Source organism: Acidimicrobiales bacterium (assembly GCA_025455885.1).
Classification (GTDB): Bacteria; Actinomycetota; Acidimicrobiia; order Acidimicrobiales; family Acidimicrobilacustridaceae; genus Rhabdothermincola_A.
The window spans coordinates 154,387-169,457 of record JALOLR010000001.1 but is presented as its reverse complement, the minus strand read 5'-3'; the positions used below and the strand labels follow the sequence as shown (position 1 = coordinate 169,457).

General features: G+C 72.3%; 17 protein-coding genes. 9 read left to right on the top strand and 8 right to left on the bottom strand.

What is annotated here, in order from left to right; genetic code table 11:
* The first annotated feature begins 11 nt into the window (after positions 1-11).
* On the top strand, positions 12-842 hold the full coding sequence (locus MUE36_00785; GenBank protein MCU0309467.1) for an MBL fold metallo-hydrolase: 831 nt from the start codon (positions 12-14) through the stop codon (positions 840-842).
* A 27-nt stretch (positions 843-869) separates the two neighbouring features.
* Here MUE36_00785 and MUE36_00780 read toward each other — a convergent pair whose 3' ends face one another.
* Positions 870-2,480 (bottom strand): acyl--CoA ligase, encoded by a 1,611-nt coding sequence (locus MUE36_00780; protein ID MCU0309466.1) that lies wholly within the window; start codon positions 2,478-2,480, stop codon positions 870-872.
* A gap of 150 nt (positions 2,481-2,630) precedes the next feature.
* Here MUE36_00780 and MUE36_00775 point away from each other — a divergent pair, with 150 nt between their 5' ends.
* From MUE36_00775 to MUE36_00765, 3 genes are all read left to right on the top strand, one after another.
* Positions 2,631-3,464 carry an endonuclease/exonuclease/phosphatase family protein gene (locus tag MUE36_00775; protein ID MCU0309465.1) on the top strand — a complete coding sequence of 278 codons (834 nt, stop codon included), beginning with the start codon at positions 2,631-2,633 and terminating at the stop codon, positions 3,462-3,464.
* A gap of 110 nt (positions 3,465-3,574) precedes the next feature.
* Complete coding sequence (locus MUE36_00770) at positions 3,575-4,669, top strand: sulfatase-like hydrolase/transferase (GenBank protein MCU0309464.1); 1,095 nt, start codon at positions 3,575-3,577, stop codon at positions 4,667-4,669.
* Complete coding sequence (locus MUE36_00765) at positions 4,669-5,877, top strand: sulfatase-like hydrolase/transferase (GenBank protein MCU0309463.1); 1,209 nt, start codon at positions 4,669-4,671, stop codon at positions 5,875-5,877. The genes MUE36_00770 and MUE36_00765 overlap by 1 nt, the downstream gene beginning before the upstream one ends.
* A gap of 26 nt (positions 5,878-5,903) precedes the next feature.
* Here the strand turns inward: MUE36_00765 and MUE36_00760 are convergent, their stop codons facing one another.
* The gene (locus tag MUE36_00760) at positions 5,904-6,380 is read right to left on the bottom strand and encodes a MarR family transcriptional regulator (protein ID MCU0309462.1); all 477 of its coding nucleotides are present in this window, start codon (positions 6,378-6,380) and stop codon (positions 5,904-5,906) included.
* A gap of 109 nt (positions 6,381-6,489) precedes the next feature.
* Here MUE36_00760 and MUE36_00755 point away from each other — a divergent pair, with 109 nt between their 5' ends.
* Positions 6,490-7,053, top strand: a complete 564-nt coding sequence (locus tag MUE36_00755) for a YceI family protein (GenBank protein ID MCU0309461.1) — start codon at positions 6,490-6,492, stop codon at positions 7,051-7,053.
* Between the two features lie 63 nt (positions 7,054-7,116).
* On the opposite strand, the gene MUE36_00750 is transcribed toward MUE36_00755, so the two are convergent.
* Together MUE36_00750 and MUE36_00745 are read right to left on the bottom strand one after the other, a co-directional pair.
* Entirely contained in the window at positions 7,117-8,358 is a 1,242-nt protein-coding gene (locus MUE36_00750) for a cytochrome P450 (GenBank protein ID MCU0309460.1), read from the bottom strand.
* 42 nt (positions 8,359-8,400) lie between these two features.
* Positions 8,401-9,525 (bottom strand): nitronate monooxygenase family protein, encoded by a 1,125-nt coding sequence (locus tag MUE36_00745; protein ID MCU0309459.1) that lies wholly within the window; start codon positions 9,523-9,525, stop codon positions 8,401-8,403.
* Positions 9,526-9,701: 176 nt separating this feature from the next.
* Here MUE36_00745 and MUE36_00740 point away from each other — a divergent pair, with 176 nt between their 5' ends.
* Positions 9,702-10,856, top strand: a complete 1,155-nt coding sequence (locus MUE36_00740) for an NDMA-dependent alcohol dehydrogenase (GenBank protein MCU0309458.1) — start codon at positions 9,702-9,704, stop codon at positions 10,854-10,856.
* A complete protein-coding gene (locus MUE36_00735) occupies positions 10,853-11,236 on the top strand; it encodes a nuclear transport factor 2 family protein (GenBank protein ID MCU0309457.1) in 384 nt (127 codons plus the stop codon). Before MUE36_00740 ends, MUE36_00735 begins: the two co-directional genes overlap by 4 nt.
* Here MUE36_00735 and MUE36_00730 read toward each other — a convergent pair.
* Positions 11,200-12,060 carry a hypothetical protein gene (locus MUE36_00730; protein ID MCU0309456.1) on the bottom strand — a complete coding sequence of 287 codons (861 nt, stop codon included), beginning with the start codon at positions 12,058-12,060 and terminating at the stop codon, positions 11,200-11,202. The two genes, MUE36_00735 and MUE36_00730, sit on opposite strands and share 37 nt — an antisense overlap.
* 82 nt (positions 12,061-12,142) lie before the next feature.
* On the opposite strand from MUE36_00730, the gene MUE36_00725 reads away from it, so the two are divergent.
* Positions 12,143-12,892 carry an SDR family oxidoreductase gene (locus MUE36_00725; GenBank protein ID MCU0309455.1) on the top strand — a complete coding sequence of 250 codons (750 nt, stop codon included), beginning with the start codon at positions 12,143-12,145 and terminating at the stop codon, positions 12,890-12,892.
* Between the two features lie 9 nt (positions 12,893-12,901).
* On the opposite strand, the gene MUE36_00720 is transcribed toward MUE36_00725, so the two are convergent.
* Positions 12,902-13,675, bottom strand: a complete 774-nt coding sequence (locus tag MUE36_00720; protein ID MCU0309454.1) for a L,D-transpeptidase family protein — start codon at positions 13,673-13,675, stop codon at positions 12,902-12,904.
* 92 nt (positions 13,676-13,767) lie between these two features.
* On the opposite strand from MUE36_00720, the gene MUE36_00715 reads away from it, so the two are divergent.
* Positions 13,768-14,043, top strand: a complete 276-nt coding sequence (locus MUE36_00715; protein ID MCU0309453.1) for a hypothetical protein — start codon at positions 13,768-13,770, stop codon at positions 14,041-14,043.
* A gap of 3 nt (positions 14,044-14,046) precedes the next feature.
* Here the strand turns inward: MUE36_00715 and MUE36_00710 are convergent, their stop codons facing one another.
* Together MUE36_00710 and trxA are read right to left on the bottom strand one after the other, a co-directional pair.
* A complete protein-coding gene (locus MUE36_00710) occupies positions 14,047-14,634 on the bottom strand; it encodes a YqgE/AlgH family protein (GenBank protein ID MCU0309452.1) in 588 nt (195 codons plus the stop codon).
* Between the two features lie 68 nt (positions 14,635-14,702).
* On the bottom strand, positions 14,703-15,059 hold the full coding sequence (gene trxA, locus MUE36_00705) for a thioredoxin (GenBank protein MCU0309451.1): 357 nt from the start codon (positions 15,057-15,059) through the stop codon (positions 14,703-14,705).
* Positions 15,060-15,071 lie beyond the last annotated feature (12 nt).

Here is a 15,071-nt window from a genome sequence, read left to right as displayed (position 1 = left end):
CGATGGCCGCCATGGCGATCGAGACCGTTCTGCTCGGCACCGGGAACCCCGTCCCCTCGGCCGACCGGGCCGGCGCCGCCACACTGGTCCGCGCCGGGGGCCGCCACCTGCTCGTCGACGCGGGACGCGGAGCGGTGATGCGCATGGCCGCGGCGGGCGCGCTGCCGCTGATGTTGGACGCCGTGCTGCTCACCCACCTGCACTCCGACCACATCTGCGACCTCAACGACGTCATCACCACCCACTGGGTGATGACCGGGCAACCCACCCCGCTACGGGTGTACGGACCTCCCCGCACCCGTGAGGTGGTCGATGCCTGCCTGGCCATGCTCGCCCCCGACATCGGGTACCGCCTGGCCCACCACGACGACCTGACCTGGGAGCCGGAGGTCGAGGTCACCGAGATCACCGGGGCGGGAACTGTGCTCGAGACCGGCGACGTGCGCGTCGTGGCCGCCGCCACCGACCACCGACCGGTCGAGCCGACGGTCGGGTACCGGGTGGAGCACGACGGTGCGGCGGTGGTGCTCGCCGGCGACACCGTGCCCTGCGCGGGCCTCGACGAGCTGTGCCGCGGGGCCGACGTCTACGTGCAGACGGTGCTGCGCGACGACCTCGTCCGGCTCATCCCCGCGCCCCGGTTCCAGGACACGATCGACTACCACTCGACCGTCGAGCAGGCCGCGGCGACCGCCGCCCGCGCCGGGGTCGCCACCCTCGTGCTCACCCACCAGGTACCCACCCCCGGACCGGGCGCGGCGGACGAGTGGATCGCGCTGGCGGCCGCCCACTTCGACGGCACCATCGTGTTCGGCGAGGACCTCACCACCGTCTCGGCCTGACCGACCGAGCGGCGAGGCGACCGGTGATCAGGAGCTCGGGGCGAGCTCCTCGGCGCGGTCACGCAGCTTGTTCTTGGCGACCTTGTCGAGCGTCGCCCGAGGAAAGTCCTCCACACGGTGCACCGCCCTCGGCACCTTGAAATCACTCAGGTCGGCCGCGCACCGCTCGATGATCAGGCGCTCGTGCTCGGCCTCGTCGGGCGCATCGGGGCCGGCGATCACGAAGGCCACCGGCACCACGTCGAGCATCTCGTGAGAGCGGCCCACGACCGCCACGTCGCCCACGCCGGGAACCGTGCGGATGAGGTCCTCGATCTCCTTGGCCGACACGTTCTCGCCGCCCACCTTCAGGACGTCCTTGTCGCGCTCGGAGTAGACGAGCTCACCGTTGGGCCCCTGGCGGACGCGGTCACCGGTCTTGAACCAGCCGTCCTCCGTGAAGCTCTTCTCGTTGGCCTCGGGGGCGCCGTAGTACTCGAGGAACAGCTGGATGCCACGGGTGCCCCGCACCCACAGCTCGCCGACCTCGCCGGGTGCGCAGATCTCGCCGGTGTCCTGATCGACGACCAGCACCTCGTAGCCGGGCGTGGGCTTGCCCATCGAGCCCTGGGGGATCAGCCGGTTCGGGACCCAGCCGGTGGCGTGGATGACGGTCTCGGTCATGCCGTAGGCGGGCACGATGTCCACCCCGCCGAGGAGGGCGCCCATCTGGGGCATCACCAGCCCGAACACCCCGACCCGCAGCCGGCTCTCGGGGACCGGTTGGCCGGCCACCGCCTTGAGCACGAACGGGATGATCGAGATGTGGGTCACCCCGTGGCGGACCACGACCTCCCAGAAACGGCTCGACGAGAACTTCGGTTGCAGCACGATCGTCCCGCCGGCGCCGAGCACGGTCGTCCACATCGACCAGCTCTGGGCGTTGACGTGGAAGAAGGGGAGGAAGATCAGATAGGTGTCGTCGTTGCCGATGGAGATGTTGGTCGGCCCGACCTTCGCCGCCCACAGGGCGTTGGCGTGGGTGTGCACCACCGCCTTGGGCCGCGACGTCGTCCCCGACGTGAACATGATCCCGGCGGGCAGCATCGGCTCCGCAGGGCGGGGTGCGTAGGCCTCGTCGTCGCCGAAGAGGTCCTCGAAGGGCACGAAGTCGCCGTCGGCGACCGCGGCGGCAGCCTCGGGCGCGGCCGGCTCGCCACCGTCGTCGGCGGTGACGGCGATCCACTTCAGCGCCGGCCCGCTGTCGGCCACCACCGCCGCGTACTGGGGTTGGGTGATCGCCGCGACGGCACCGGTGTGCTCGATGAAGTAGCGCATCTCCGCGCCCACGCTGCGGGTGTTGGTGGTGACGCCCACCGCACCGACGTGGGCGCAGGCGTACCAGGCGAGCACCATCTCGGGGCAGTTGTCGGCGTGGATGACCACCATGTCGCCCTTGCCGACCCCGCGGGCGGACAGTCCCACCGCCAGGCGCCGGGCGTCGCGGACGAACGCGGCGTAGCTCCACGTCCGGTGCTCGCCACTTCGGGGCTCCCACACCAGGAGGGGCTTGTCGGGCTGGCGGGCCACCCACTCGTCGAGCAGCCAGGGGATGTCCTGGCCTGCGAACTGGAACTGCGCCACCTGGTCGGCGTCCATGTCTCCCCCTGTGCGGTGCGGCCGCGATCCCTGGTCGGCGCGGGCGCCCGCCATTGTGACGCGTCCACGGACCCGCCCCGAACGGCTCCACCGGACCGCGGCCCGACGTCGGACCCGACGCCCCGCGGCCCGATCGGGCAGCCTGTGCGGGTGCGGGTGGTGACGTGGAACCTCCAGGGACGGGTCGGCGACTGGCGGGAACGTGAACGGGCCATCGTCGCCACCATCGACGGCGTGCGCCCCGACGTCGTGACCGTGCAGGAGTCCTGGGTCGAGGCCGGCGGCGCGACACAGGCTGACGTCATCGCCGGGGAACTGGGCTGGCACGCCGTGACCGCCGCGGAGCTGGCCGGGTTCGCCCGCTACCCGGACGCGCCCTACTGGGTGGTCAACGCCGTGCTGTCGCGGTGGCCGCTGGCCGTCGAGGCCGTCCATCCCCTCGACGACGAGCACGGTCGACCGACGTGGCGCCACGCGCTGGTCGTCCGTGTGGACCGCCCTGCGGGCGAGGGCGGGCCGTTCCCGGTGGTGGGGACCCACCTCGAGCACGGCCTCGACCGATCGGCGACCCGCGTCGCCCAGGCCCGCCATCTCGCCACGACGGTGGCCGAGGTCCTCGGCGACCGGGCCCGGCGCTCGACCCGGCTTCCCGCCGTCCTGGCCGGCGATCTGAACGCCGTCCCGTGGTCCGACGAGGTCCGGGCGCTGACCGGCGCCGCCGAACCCCTCGTCGAGGGGCTCGTGTTCGTCGATGCGTGGGACGCCGCGGGGCACACCGATCGGGGCGCCACCTGGTCGGCCGCCAACCCGCTGGTGCCGAAGCGGGCCGTGCACCCCGACCGGCGCCTCGACTACGTGATGGTCAGCTGGCCGAGACGCCGCAACGCCGGGCACGTGGCCTCGTGCTCGCTCGCCGGCACCGAGCCCGTCGACGGGGTCTGGGCGTCGGACCACTTCGCGGTCGTCGCCGAGATCGACATGTGACGTCGCGGGTGGCCGCGACCCGACCCGGCACCGACGGGCCCGGGCCCGGTCGGCCACTACGATCGCCGGACGGTCGCCGGAAGCGGCCGGGGCCGACACGGGGGACGAGCATGGCTGAGGGACACGACGCATACGCGGGGTTCGAGGGACGCGTCGGGCGGGTGTTCGCCACCTCGGAGCCGTGGTGGCCGCCGCGGCCCCAGGCCCCCGAGGGGGCGCCCAACATCGTCGTGATCCTGGTCGACGACCTCGGCTACGCCGACCTCGGGTGCTACGGCAGCGAGATCGCCACCCCGAACATCGACCGGCTCGCCGCCGGGGGCCTGCGCTACACGAACTTCCACTCCGCGCCGATGTGCTCGCCGACCCGGGCGGCGCTCCTCACCGGCATGGAGCCCCACCTCGCCGGCGTCGGGACGGTGGCCCACTCCGACCCCGGCTTCCCGGGCTACGCCATGGAGCTGGCCCCCGACGTGGTGACGCTCCCCGAGACGCTGCGCAGTGCGGGCTACGCGACCTACATGGTCGGCAAGTGGCACCTCAGCAAGGACTCCGACCAGTCCGACGCCGGCCCTCGCGACTCCTGGCCCTGCCAGCGCGGCTTCGACCGCTACTACGGCTTCCTCGACGCCTTCACCAACCTGCACCAGCCCCACCGCCTGGTCTCGGACAACCAGGCCGTCGAGATCGACAGCTACCCCGACGACTACTACTTCACCGACGACATCACCGATCGGGCCATCGCCTGGATGAAGGCCGGCAAGGCCGCCGACCCGACCAAGCCCTTCTTCACCTACGTCGCCCACGGAGCGGTGCACGCCCCGCTGCACGCCCCCGCCGACGCCATCGCCCGCCAGAAGGGCCGGTACGACGCCGGGTGGGACGCGCTGCGCGAGGCGCGCTACCGACGCCAGCTCGAGCTGGGCGTCGTGGCGCCGGGTGTCGAGCTGGCCCCCCGCAACACCGAGCCCGGCAACGACGTGGCGCCGTGGGACTCCCTCACCGCCCCGCAACAGGAGCTCTTCTCCCGCCACATGGAGGTCTTCGCGGCGATGGTGGAGACCGTCGACGCGTCGACCGGCCGGATCCTCGATGCGCTCGAGGAGATGGGCGAGCTCGACAACACCATCGTGGTCTTCACCTCCGACAACGGCGCCTCACGCGAGGGCGAGGAGGTGGCACGAGCTCGTACATGGTCCACCTGATGACCGGTGACGACGTCGACGCCGACCGGGCCCGCCTCGACCTGCTGGGCGGCCCGCAGACGTCGCCGCACTACCCGCGTGGCTGGGCGATGGCGGGCAACACGCCGTTCCGGCTCTACAAGATCAACACCCACGCCGGCGGCCACACCGTGCCGTTCATCGTGAGCTGGCCGGACCGCCTCGCCGCGGAGGGCGGGGCTCTCCGTCGCCAGTACGCGCACGTCGCCGACCTGATGCCGACGTTCCTCGAGCTGGCCGGCGTCGAGGCCCGCCCCGAGCGTCGCGGCGCGCCGGCCAAGCCGATCACGGGGACGAGCATGGCGACCACGTTGTTCTCGGCCGAGGCCGCCGACACCCGCACCGAGGCCGTCTACGAGATGATCGGACACCGGGGCTTCTACCGCGACGGGTGGGAGGTGGTCACCCTCCACCAACCGTGGACGCCATTCGACGACGGCGAATGGGAGCTCTACGACCTGCGCCGGGACCCCACCGAGCTGACGAACCTGGCCGCGACCGAGCCCGAGCGGACCGCCGAGTTGGCCGCGGCGTGGGAGCAGGCGGCCTGGGCCACCCAGGTCTTCCCGCTCGACGAGGGCACAGGGCTCAAGTACGTGATCCGGCCGCCCCACACCGACGTGCTGCGCGCCCCGCTCACCATCCGACCGGGGACCCCCACCCTCGAGCGGTGGCGGTCGCTCCAGCTCGTCTGGATGTGCGGCGTCGACATCCGTGTCCGCCTCGACGTCGCCGACGGCGACGTGGGGACCCTCGTCGCCCACGGTGACCAGAGCGGCGGCTACGCCCTGTACCTCCTCGACGGCCGGCGGCCCGTGCTGCGCCACAACGACGGGCGCGGCGGTGTCACCGAGCTGGCCGGCGACCCGCTCGCCCCCGGCACCCACGAGGTGGGCGCCCGATTCGACGCCCTCGCCGGGAACCGGTGGCGCCTGCACGTGGTCGTCGACGAGGTGGACGTCGCCTCGGGGCCCGAGGTGCCGATGCTCTTCGGGATGGCGCCCTTCGAGGGCATCACGGTGGGGAGCGACCCCCGCTCGCCGGTGTCGTGGGACCTCTACGAGGCCCACCGCTCGTTCCCGTTCACGGGGAGGATCGAGTCGGTCACCTACACGCCGCTCGACGGCCCTCCCGACATGCCCGACGACGTGGTGGCCATGCTGCGCCAGATGGGCGCCCGGTTCGACTGAGGCCAGGAGCGCGTCGGCTCCGGGGATCAGGAGGCCTCGGCGGCGACCGCTCGGGCCTGCGCCCGTCCGCGCTGGATCGTGTCGAACAACCCGGCGAGCTGGCGGACCTGGGCCGGTGTCAGGTGATCGAACAGGCCGCGGCGCACGCCGGCGACGTGGTCCGGGGCCGCCTGCTCCAGGCGGGCCCGGCCGTCGGGCGTGAGCACGGCCAGGATGACCCGACGATCGTCACGGGCGGGCTCGCGGACCACGAGGCCCTGGCGCACCAGGCCGTCGAGTCGACGGGTCAGGCCGCTCGGTGAGAGGTGGAGGCGAGCGGCGAGATCGCACATCCGCAGCCCACCCCCGTCGGCCTCGGCCAGGTTGACGAGCACCCCGTAGTCACCGGCGGTGATCCCGTGGCCGTGCACGAGGTCGTCCTCGAGCTCGGCCATCAACTCGGCGTGCAGGCCGATGAAGCCCAGCCACGCTGCCATCTCGTCGTCGTCCAGCCACCGCGTCATACGCACATCGTACCCGGTCGAAACTTTCTGCGCCAAAGGTTGTGAACGCAAAGTTCTTCCTTATGCTTGAGCCCGCAAACATTCCACCGACCCGAGGAGCCCTCTCCTGATGAGCACCATCCACGACCTCACCCCCGGCACCTGGACGATCGACCCGTCCCACACCACCGTCGGCTTCGTCGGTCGCCACGTCGTCGTGGCCAAGGTCCGCGGCCGATTCGGCGCCGTCGACGGCACCGTCACCGTCGCCGAGGACCGGCTGCAGTCGACGGTCAGCGCCTCGATCGACATGGGCAGCGTCGAGACCGGCGACGAGAAGCGCGACGAGCACCTGCGCAGCGCGGACTTCTTCGCCGTCGACGAGTACCCGACGATGACCTTCGTCAGCACGGCGATCACGCAGAAGGGCGACGACTACGTCCTGACCGGCGACCTCACCATCAAGGGTGTCACCCGCTCGGTCGACCTCGACCTCGAGTTCGACGGCGTGAGCCCGGACCCGTGGGGCGGCACCCGGGCGGGGTTCAGCGCCCGCGGCGAGATCAACCGTCGCGACTGGGGCATGGAGTTCAACGTGAAGCTCGACACCGGCGGCGTGCTCGTCGGCGAGAAGGTGAAGATCGACCTCGACGTGGAGCTGGTGGCCCAGGTGCCCGCCGACGCCGCGGTCTGACGCAGGTCGACCGACGACGACCACGGGTCGGCCCCCCCGGGGCCGGCCCGTTCGCGTCCCGCCCTACGTCGTCGCGGGCCGGATGCCCGACCACGTGATCGGCAACTCCACGAACCCGTCGATCAGGTTCGAGTTGACCCGGGGGAAGTCGGCCGGGTCCCCGGCCACCTCGAGCCCCTCGAAGCGCGTGAGAATGGCCTCGAACATGATCCTGGCCTCCAACCGGGCGAGGTTCGCTCCCAGGCAGAAGTGGGGCCCGCCGGCCCCGAAGGCCACGTGGTCGTTCGGGTCGCGGCGCAGGTCGATCCCGTCGGGGTCGACGAAGGCGCGCTCGTCGCGGTTCGCGGCCGCGTAGACCATCAGCACCCGCTCCCCCGCCGAGATGTGTCGACCGCCCAGCTCGACGTCGGTGACCGGCGTCCGGGTGAACTGCACGACCGGCGTGGCGTGGCGGAGCAGCTCCTCGATCGCGGTGGGCAGGATCGAGAGGTCGCCGCGCAACATGGCCAGCTGGTCCGGGTGCTGCAGCAACGTGAGCGTGCCGGTCGTGATGAGGTTGCGCGTCGTCTCGCTCCCGGCGTTCTGCAGCAGCAGGAAGAACAGCTCGATCTGCAGCTTCGTGAGCTGCTCGCCGTCGACCTCGGCGGCGAGCAGGACGCTCATGAGGTCGTCCTGCGGGTTCTGCTCGCGCTCACTGGCCAGCGCGTCGGCGTACACGAACATGTCGACCATCGCCTGAGAGCGCTGGTCGGCGGTGACCTCGGGGTCGAAGCCGAAGGTGAGCTCGGTCCACTCGAAGACCTTCGTGCGGTCCTCCTCGGGGACACCGACCATGTCGGCGATCACGTGCAACGGGAGCCACAGCGCCAGGTCGTGGACCAGATCGGCGCTCTGGCGATCCATGAGGTCGTCGATGATGGCGTTGGTGCGCTCGAGGAGACGGTCAGAGAGGTCGGCGACCCGGCGGGGCGTGAAGCCCTTGTTGATCAGCTTGCGCAGCTTGATGTGCTCGGGGGCGTCGAGGCTGATGAGCAGCTCGCTCGTGCCGGCATCGGCGTCGGGCGAGGCCGTGCCGTCGTCGAGGAACGGGTTGGGGGCGTTGCGGAAGGTCGCGGAGTCGCGAGAGACGCGCTGGACGTCCTCGTGGCGGGTCACCGCCCAGTAGCCGCCCGGATAGGCCGGGTGGTCGTGGTGCGACACGGGGTCGCTGTCGCGGAGCCACCGGTAGTACTCGTAGGGCACTCCCCCGTCGTAGGTGCGGGGATCGTGCAGCACCGGGGCGTCGGTCGGCGCGGTGGCGGTCATGGCTGGTCTCCTGTGGCTGGTCCGGGGACGGTCCGCGGCGTGTCAGTCCTCGACGAGGAGGCCCGAGAGCCGCTCGGTCGTGTCGATCCACTCCTCGACCATCTCGAGCACGAGGTCCTTCGACGGGCGGACCTTGTTCATCCGCCCGACGATCTGGCCCACCGGGAAGCCGATCAGGTCGCGGTTCTGCACCCGCTGGGTGCGCCGGCCCGCCTCCTGGTGCAGGATGCCCTGCAGCGGCATCGGGAGGGTGTCGGGGGCGTCGTCGGCCTCCCACGCGTCGGTCCAGGCGGTGCGCAGCTGGCGGGCGGGCTTGCCGGTCATGGCCTTGGAGCGCACCGTGTCCCGGGAGGTCGCGGCCAGCATGTTCTCGAGGGCGGCGGGGCTGGTGTCGGCCTCGGCGACGGTGAGCCACATCGACCCGGTCCACACGCCCTGGGCGCCGAGGGCGAGGGCCGCCGTCATCTGGCGACCGGTGGCGATGCCACCCGCGGCCAGGACCGGCACGTCGGGCCCGACGGCGTCGACGACCTCGGGCACGAGGACCATCGTCGAGATCTCGCCGCAGTGCCCGCCGGCCTCGGTGCCCTGGGCCACGATCACGTCGACCCCGATGGCGACCTGGCGCTCGGCGTGCACCTTCGACCCGGCGAGGCCGCCGACGAGGAGCCCCGCGGCGTGGGCCTGGTCGACGACGTACTGCGGCGGGGGCCCGAGGGCGTTGACGATCATCTTCACGCCGGGATGGGCGAGGCACACCTCGATCTGGCTCGGGCCCATCTCGTCGACACCGAGCCCGGCCGCCGCCACCGGCCCGTCCTCGAGGTCGGCGGGCAGCTCGGGGACCCCGTGACGCTCGAGGAGGTCGTCGACGAAGTCACGGTGCTCCTGGGGGATCATGGCGTCGAGGCTCTCGAAGCTGGCCCCCTCACCACCGCCCTTGCCGACGTAGTTGACCGGCATCGCGAAGTCGACGCCGTAGGGCCGGCCGCCGACGTGCTCGTCGATCCAGTTCAACTCGATCTCGAGGCGCTCCGGGCCGAACGCGAGGGCGCCCAGCACACCGAAGCCCCCGGCGTTGGTGACGGCGGCGACGACGTCGCGGCAGTGCGAGAACGCGAAGATCGGGAACTCGATGCCGAGCCGCTCGCAGATGGGTGTGCGCATGGTGTGCCCCTCCCCCGCCGACGGCGGCCGTGGAACCGGGCCCCTCCCGGCGCCGCCAACGTACTACGCAACGTGGACGGACTCACCGGAAGTGTCACACGTTCCGATTCGGGGGCGGCCGGACCATGCCGTAGATTGCCCTCGTCCGTGACCGACGCCACTCCCAGGGGGAGCCCATGAGGACCCGTGCCGCCGTGCTGCACGCACCGCACACCGAGTACGTGATCGAGGAGATCGAGCTCGATCCGCCGAAGGAGGGCGAGGTCCTCGTCAAGTTCGCCGCCAGCGGGATGTGCCACTCCGACGAGCACATGGTGACCGGCGACATGGCCATGGATCCGGCCGTCGTGGAGATGCTCGGCTGGCAGCAGTACCCGATCATCCTCGGCCACGAGGGCGGCGGCGTGGTCGTCGAGGTCGGCCCGGGCGTGACCGAGCTGGCCGTCGGCGACCAGGTCGTCACGTCGTTCATCCCCTCCTGCGGCCGATGCCCCTCCTGTGCGAGCGGCCACCAGAACCTGTGCGACAACGGCGCCCACCTCCTCTCGGGCCACCAGGCCGACGGCACCAGCCGGCACCACACCCTCGATGGCCGGGACATCGCCACGATGTGCTGCCTCGGCACCTTCGCCGAGCACTCGGTCGTCCACGTCAACTCGCTCGTCAAGATCGAGCCGGACCTGCCCCTCGACAAGGCCTGCCTCGTGGGCTGTGGCGTCACCACCGGGTGGGGATCGGCCACCTACGCGGCCGACGTCGCCCCCGGCGAGACGGTGGTCGTCATCGGCACCGGCGGTGTCGGCATGAACGCCGTGCAGGGCGCCCACCTGGCCGGGGCCCGCTACGTCGTGGCCATCGACCCCGTGGAGTTCAAGCGGGAGCAGGCCCAGCAGTTCGGGGCCACCCACGCCGTGGCCACCGTCGAGGAGGCCCAGGCCCTGCTCGGCGAGCTGACGTGGGGTCGCAACGCCGAGAAGGTGATCGTCACCGTCGGCGAGGGCAAGGGCGCCGACGTCGGGAGCTATCTCTCGATGGTGAGCAAGGGCGGCAAGCTCGTCTTCACGTCGGTGACCGACATGAACGCCAACGACGTCACCCTCAACCTCTTCGAGCTCTCCATGATGGAGAAGTCGATCGTCGGCACCATCTTCGGCAGCGCCAACCCCCGCTACGACATCCCCCGGCTGCTCGGTCTCTACCGCAGCGGGCAGCTCAAGCTCGACGAGCTGATCACGAAGACCTACACGCTCGACGAGATCAACCAGGGCTACCAGGACATGCGCGACGGCAAGAACATCCGGGGCGTCATCGTCTACGAGACGGCGTCATGACCGACCGGGCGACCATCGTCGACATCTGCGACCGCTACATCGCCGGCGTCGCCGCCGGCGACGTCGACGCCGTGATGGCCCTCTACGGGGCCGATCCGGTCGTGGAGGACCCCATCGGCTCGGAACCGAAGCGGGGCCGCGACGCCGTGCGGGCCTTCTACCAGGGCGTGGTCGACATGGGGGTGAAGCTGTCGATGGCCCGGGTCGGACCGGTGTGCGTCGTCGGCGACGAGGCCGGCTTCATGTTCCGCATCGACATCGACCTCGGCGAGACCACGATGTCGATGACCACCCTCGACACCATGATCTTCGACGCCGACGGCCTGATCGTGTCGATGCGGGCCTACGCCGACGGCGAGGCCGACCCCGACGACGGCTGACCCCCACGCTCCTGCGACGCCCTCCGCAGCGGGGCGGCGTGGCACGCGCACTCGGTGACCGCATCGCACGGCCCACCGCGCCCCACCGGCGCCATCCGGTCCGGGTACACGACCGCCCCGTCGGTCCCCCCGGTGAAGAGGCAACCGCAGGACGCGCACGCCCACCCGGTGCGCTCGGCGGCGACCAGCTCCACGTCCGGCACCCCGTAGGCGGCGGCCGCCTCGCCGGCCCGTCGGCGTCGCGCCGCGACCGTCTCGGGTGGCGTGGTGACCGGCCGCGGGACGCGGTCGTCGGTCCCGAGCACCGCACCGAGACCGGCGAGGGCGACGAGCCCGTCGACGTGCCCCTGGTCGGACGGCCCGGGCGGGCGGCCGGTACGGGCCACCTCGTCGAGGGCCAGCAGGCGGACGTGGGCGGCCAGCACCACCGCCCCCGGGCCAGGGGGGCGTCGCGTGTGCCACGCCCCACCGGAGCGGAGCCGGTCGGCCCACACCAGGACGTCCGCCTCCGCCTTCGCCGGGCGCACGAACCCACCGCCCAGCACGATGCTGTTCGTCACGGCCGTGACCAGGATCCGCGACCAGTGGGTGGCGTCGGGCACCTCGGTCCCCGGCGGGCTCCCCGGGGCGGGGAAGTGCCGACCGACGAGCGCCTCGTAGCTCGACCACAACACGTCCATGGCCGTGCGGGCGTCCTCGGTGGGCATGCCGAGCGAAGCGGCCACGAAGGTCCGTTCGAGGACCTGGGAGACCCTCGCCCGAAAGGCGGCGTCGGGAACGGTCGGGGCCGACGGCACGGCCGGTTCGAGGATGGGGGACGACACGGCCTCATTCTGCTCGCACCCGCCGCGCTACGGCCCCGCCGTCGTGTGCTTGACTCGCAACGTTCACGCCAAGGGGGCCACGGTGTTCGAGATCGAGGGCAGGGTCGCGCTGGTCACCGGCGCCGGACAGAACGTCGGCGCGGGCATCGCCCGGCTCCTCGCCGCGCAGGGCGCGGCGCTGATCGTCAACGACGTGCGCCCCGAACGGGCCGCCGAGACGGTGGCCGCCATCGAAGACGCCGGGGGTCGGGCCCTCGTGGCCGGCTTCGACGTGACCGACTACGACGAGGTCGTCGCCGAGCTGGCCCGGGCGGAGGCGCAGCTCGGGCCGGTCGACATCCTCGTCAACAACGCCGGGAACGGCGGGGTGGGCGGGATGCGCCCCACCCCGTTCCGAGAGAGCGACCCGGCGTCGTGGGACGGGCCCGTCGACGTGAACCTCTTCGGCGTCATGAACTGCAGCCGGGCCGTGATCAACCCCATGTGCGAACGGGGCTGGGGGCGGATCATCACCATCGCCTCCGGCGCGGGTGTGACGGGCCTCAACATCGGCGTGGCGGCGTACGGGGCCGGCAAGGGCGGCGCCATCGGCTTCATGCGCCACCTGGCCGTGGAGAACGCCCGCCACGGGGTCACCGCCAACAGCCTCGCCATCGGCCTGATGACGATGGAGGACACGACGGTCACCGAGGCGCTGGCCAGGCAGATCCCGGTGAAGCGGACGGGGGTGCCCGAGGACATCGGCTACGCCTGCGTCTACCTCGCCTCCCCGGAGGCGAGCTGGGTGACCGGCCAGACCATCCACGTGAACGGCGGCAGCCTCACCACCTGACCGCTCGGCTCAGAGCACGACCACGGGCGTGCCGATCGGAGCCGCCCCGGACGCCCAGAGCCAGTCGACCGCCGGGTCGGGGAGACGGACGCAGCCGTGGCTGGCCGGCTGGGCCAGGACCGGGACGCCGCCGTGGAGGGCGATCCCTCCCACGAAGTACTTCGGTCGGTACAGGGATCCGTACGGCCCCGGATCCCAGCCGTCGACCTGGCGGAACACCGCGTAGGTGCCCCGGGGGGTGGCGGTCGCAGCCGCCCCGGTCGTCGCGTTGACGGCGACGGCCCGGCCGTCGGGACCCACCACCACCGCGACCTGGGTGGCGAGGTCGACCTCGATGTGGGGGCCCGACCCGGCCCGAGGCGTGACGGGTCCGGCGGTGGCCAACGCCGCACGGGTGATGGGTCCGGCCACACCGTCGCGGGCCAGACCATGGAGCTTCTGGAAGGCCATCACGGCGTTGCGGGTGCCGGGACCGTCGACGCCGCGTGGGTCGGACAGGAAGTAGCCCAGCTCGCCGAGACGGTCCTGGAGCGCACCGACCTCCTCCGGCGTCGGCGGGGGTGGCGGAGGTGGAGGGGCGGGTGGGGGCGGCGGGGTGGCCGGTGGCGCGGTGGTCGGTGGCGCGGAGGTCGATGGCGGCGACGTGGTGGTCACCGTGGGCCGGGCCCCGGTCGCCGCCGGAGGGGTCACACGGGCGTCCTCGGCGCCGCCCGCGCACCCGCCCACGACCGCCACGGCGGCCGCGAGGAGCACGAGGAGGACGACGCGGCGCGGGACGGGCACCCCACCACCTTCCCAGAGCGGGCAGCACCGCGGTAGGCCGCGGCGCAGATCGAGCCGTTCGGACCACCGGCCACGGTGCATAGCCTCGGGGGATGCACACGTTCGCCACCGGGCCTGCCCTGGGCCAGGTCACCCCGTCGACGACCTCGACGACCTCGACGACCTCGACGACCTCGACGATCCCGGCCATCGGGCCGACCGGGACGGCGCCGGGCCTCAGCTTCGTCCAGCCCGCCGAGCCGGCCATCGACGACTCGACCAACGTCACGACGTTCAGCTGGCCGTTGGGCTTCGCCGTGGTCTTCCTCGCCGTCCTGCTCGTCGCGCTGCTGCTGCGGGCCCGGCGGGCCCGACCGCCCCGGGACTGACAGTCAGTTCCCCGACGGGTCCCGGGGGTGCAGCGCCAGCCACGCCACCGCGCCGCGCTGTCGCCGCAGCACCTCGCCCCACAGCCCCTCCGGCACCTCGCTCCACAGGTCGGACGGCCGGGCGTCGGCGACCACCCACGCCTCCTGGGCGAGCTCGCCCTCGAGCTGGCCCGGACCCCACCCGGCGTAGCCGACGTAGACCCGGAGCGCGTCGAGGCCGCCGACCGCGTCCGGGCCGGTCGTGAGGTCCACCGTCGCCAGCGGGCCCACGCTGTCGGCGGCGGTGGCCACCGGGCTCCAGGGCGGGTCGTCCCCCTCGGTCGGCCGGGAGCCGGGACCGGGACGGGCCAGCCCGATCGCCGCCGCCTGCTCGACCGGGCCGCCGACGAACACCACGGGGGGTGCGGCGACGAACGCCTCCCACTGTGGGAGCGAGCCCGAGAGGTGCACGTCGGTCGGGCGGTTCACGACCACGCCCAGGGCACCGTCCTCGCCGTGGTCGAGCAGGAACACCACGGTGCGGTCGAAGTTCGGGTCACCGATCACCGGGGTCGCCACCAGCAACCGTCCACCCAGGGAGGGAGTGGTCACGACGCCGATGATGGCACGGCCCGGCCGCCCGTCCCGCCGGTCGCGGCGGGACCGGCGGCCGGTCGCGGTCAGGCCTGGGCGATCTCCCGGCGGACCTCGTCCATGTCGAGCTGCTCGACCTGGCCGACGATGTCCTCCAGCGCCGCCTCGGGGAGGGCGCCGGGCTGGCTGTAGAGCACGACACGATCACGGATGGCCATCAGGGTCGGGATGGACTGGATCCGGAAGGTGGCCGCCAGCTCCTGCTCGGCCTCGGTGTCGACCTTGGCGAACACCACGCCGGGGTGCGCCTCGGAGACCTTCTCGTACACGGGCGCGAACATCCGGCACGGTCCGCACCACGATGCCCAGAAGTCGACCATGACGATCTCGTTGTCCTCGAGCGTCTGCTCGAAGTTGTCCTTGGTGAGGGTGATGGTGGCCATCGCTACCTTCCT

Excerpts from the sequence above, each read along its gene's own strand:
- MUE36_00755 (MCU0309461.1), top strand. The coding sequence starts at position 6,490 with ATGAGCACCATCCACGACCTCACCCCCGGCACCTGGACGATCGACCCG.
- MUE36_00745 (MCU0309459.1), bottom strand. The coding sequence starts at position 9,525 with ATGCGCACACCCATCTGCGAGCGGCTCGGCATCGAGTTCCCGATCTTC.
- MUE36_00740 (MCU0309458.1), top strand. The coding sequence starts at position 9,702 with ATGAGGACCCGTGCCGCCGTGCTGCACGCACCGCACACCGAGTACGTG.
- MUE36_00785 (MCU0309467.1), top strand. The coding sequence starts at position 12 with ATGGCGATCGAGACCGTTCTGCTCGGCACCGGGAACCCCGTCCCCTCG.
- MUE36_00715 (MCU0309453.1), top strand. The coding sequence starts at position 13,768 with ATGCACACGTTCGCCACCGGGCCTGCCCTGGGCCAGGTCACCCCGTCG.
- MUE36_00735 (MCU0309457.1), top strand. The coding sequence starts at position 10,853 with ATGACCGACCGGGCGACCATCGTCGACATCTGCGACCGCTACATCGCC.
- MUE36_00770 (MCU0309464.1), top strand. The coding sequence starts at position 3,575 with ATGGCTGAGGGACACGACGCATACGCGGGGTTCGAGGGACGCGTCGGG.
- MUE36_00765 (MCU0309463.1), top strand. The coding sequence starts at position 4,669 with ATGACCGGTGACGACGTCGACGCCGACCGGGCCCGCCTCGACCTGCTG.
- trxA (MCU0309451.1), bottom strand. The coding sequence starts at position 15,059 with ATGGCCACCATCACCCTCACCAAGGACAACTTCGAGCAGACGCTCGAG.
- MUE36_00780 (MCU0309466.1), bottom strand. The coding sequence starts at position 2,480 with ATGGACGCCGACCAGGTGGCGCAGTTCCAGTTCGCAGGCCAGGACATC.
- MUE36_00760 (MCU0309462.1), bottom strand. The coding sequence starts at position 6,380 with ATGACGCGGTGGCTGGACGACGACGAGATGGCAGCGTGGCTGGGCTTC.
- MUE36_00750 (MCU0309460.1), bottom strand. The coding sequence starts at position 8,358 with ATGACCGCCACCGCGCCGACCGACGCCCCGGTGCTGCACGATCCCCGC.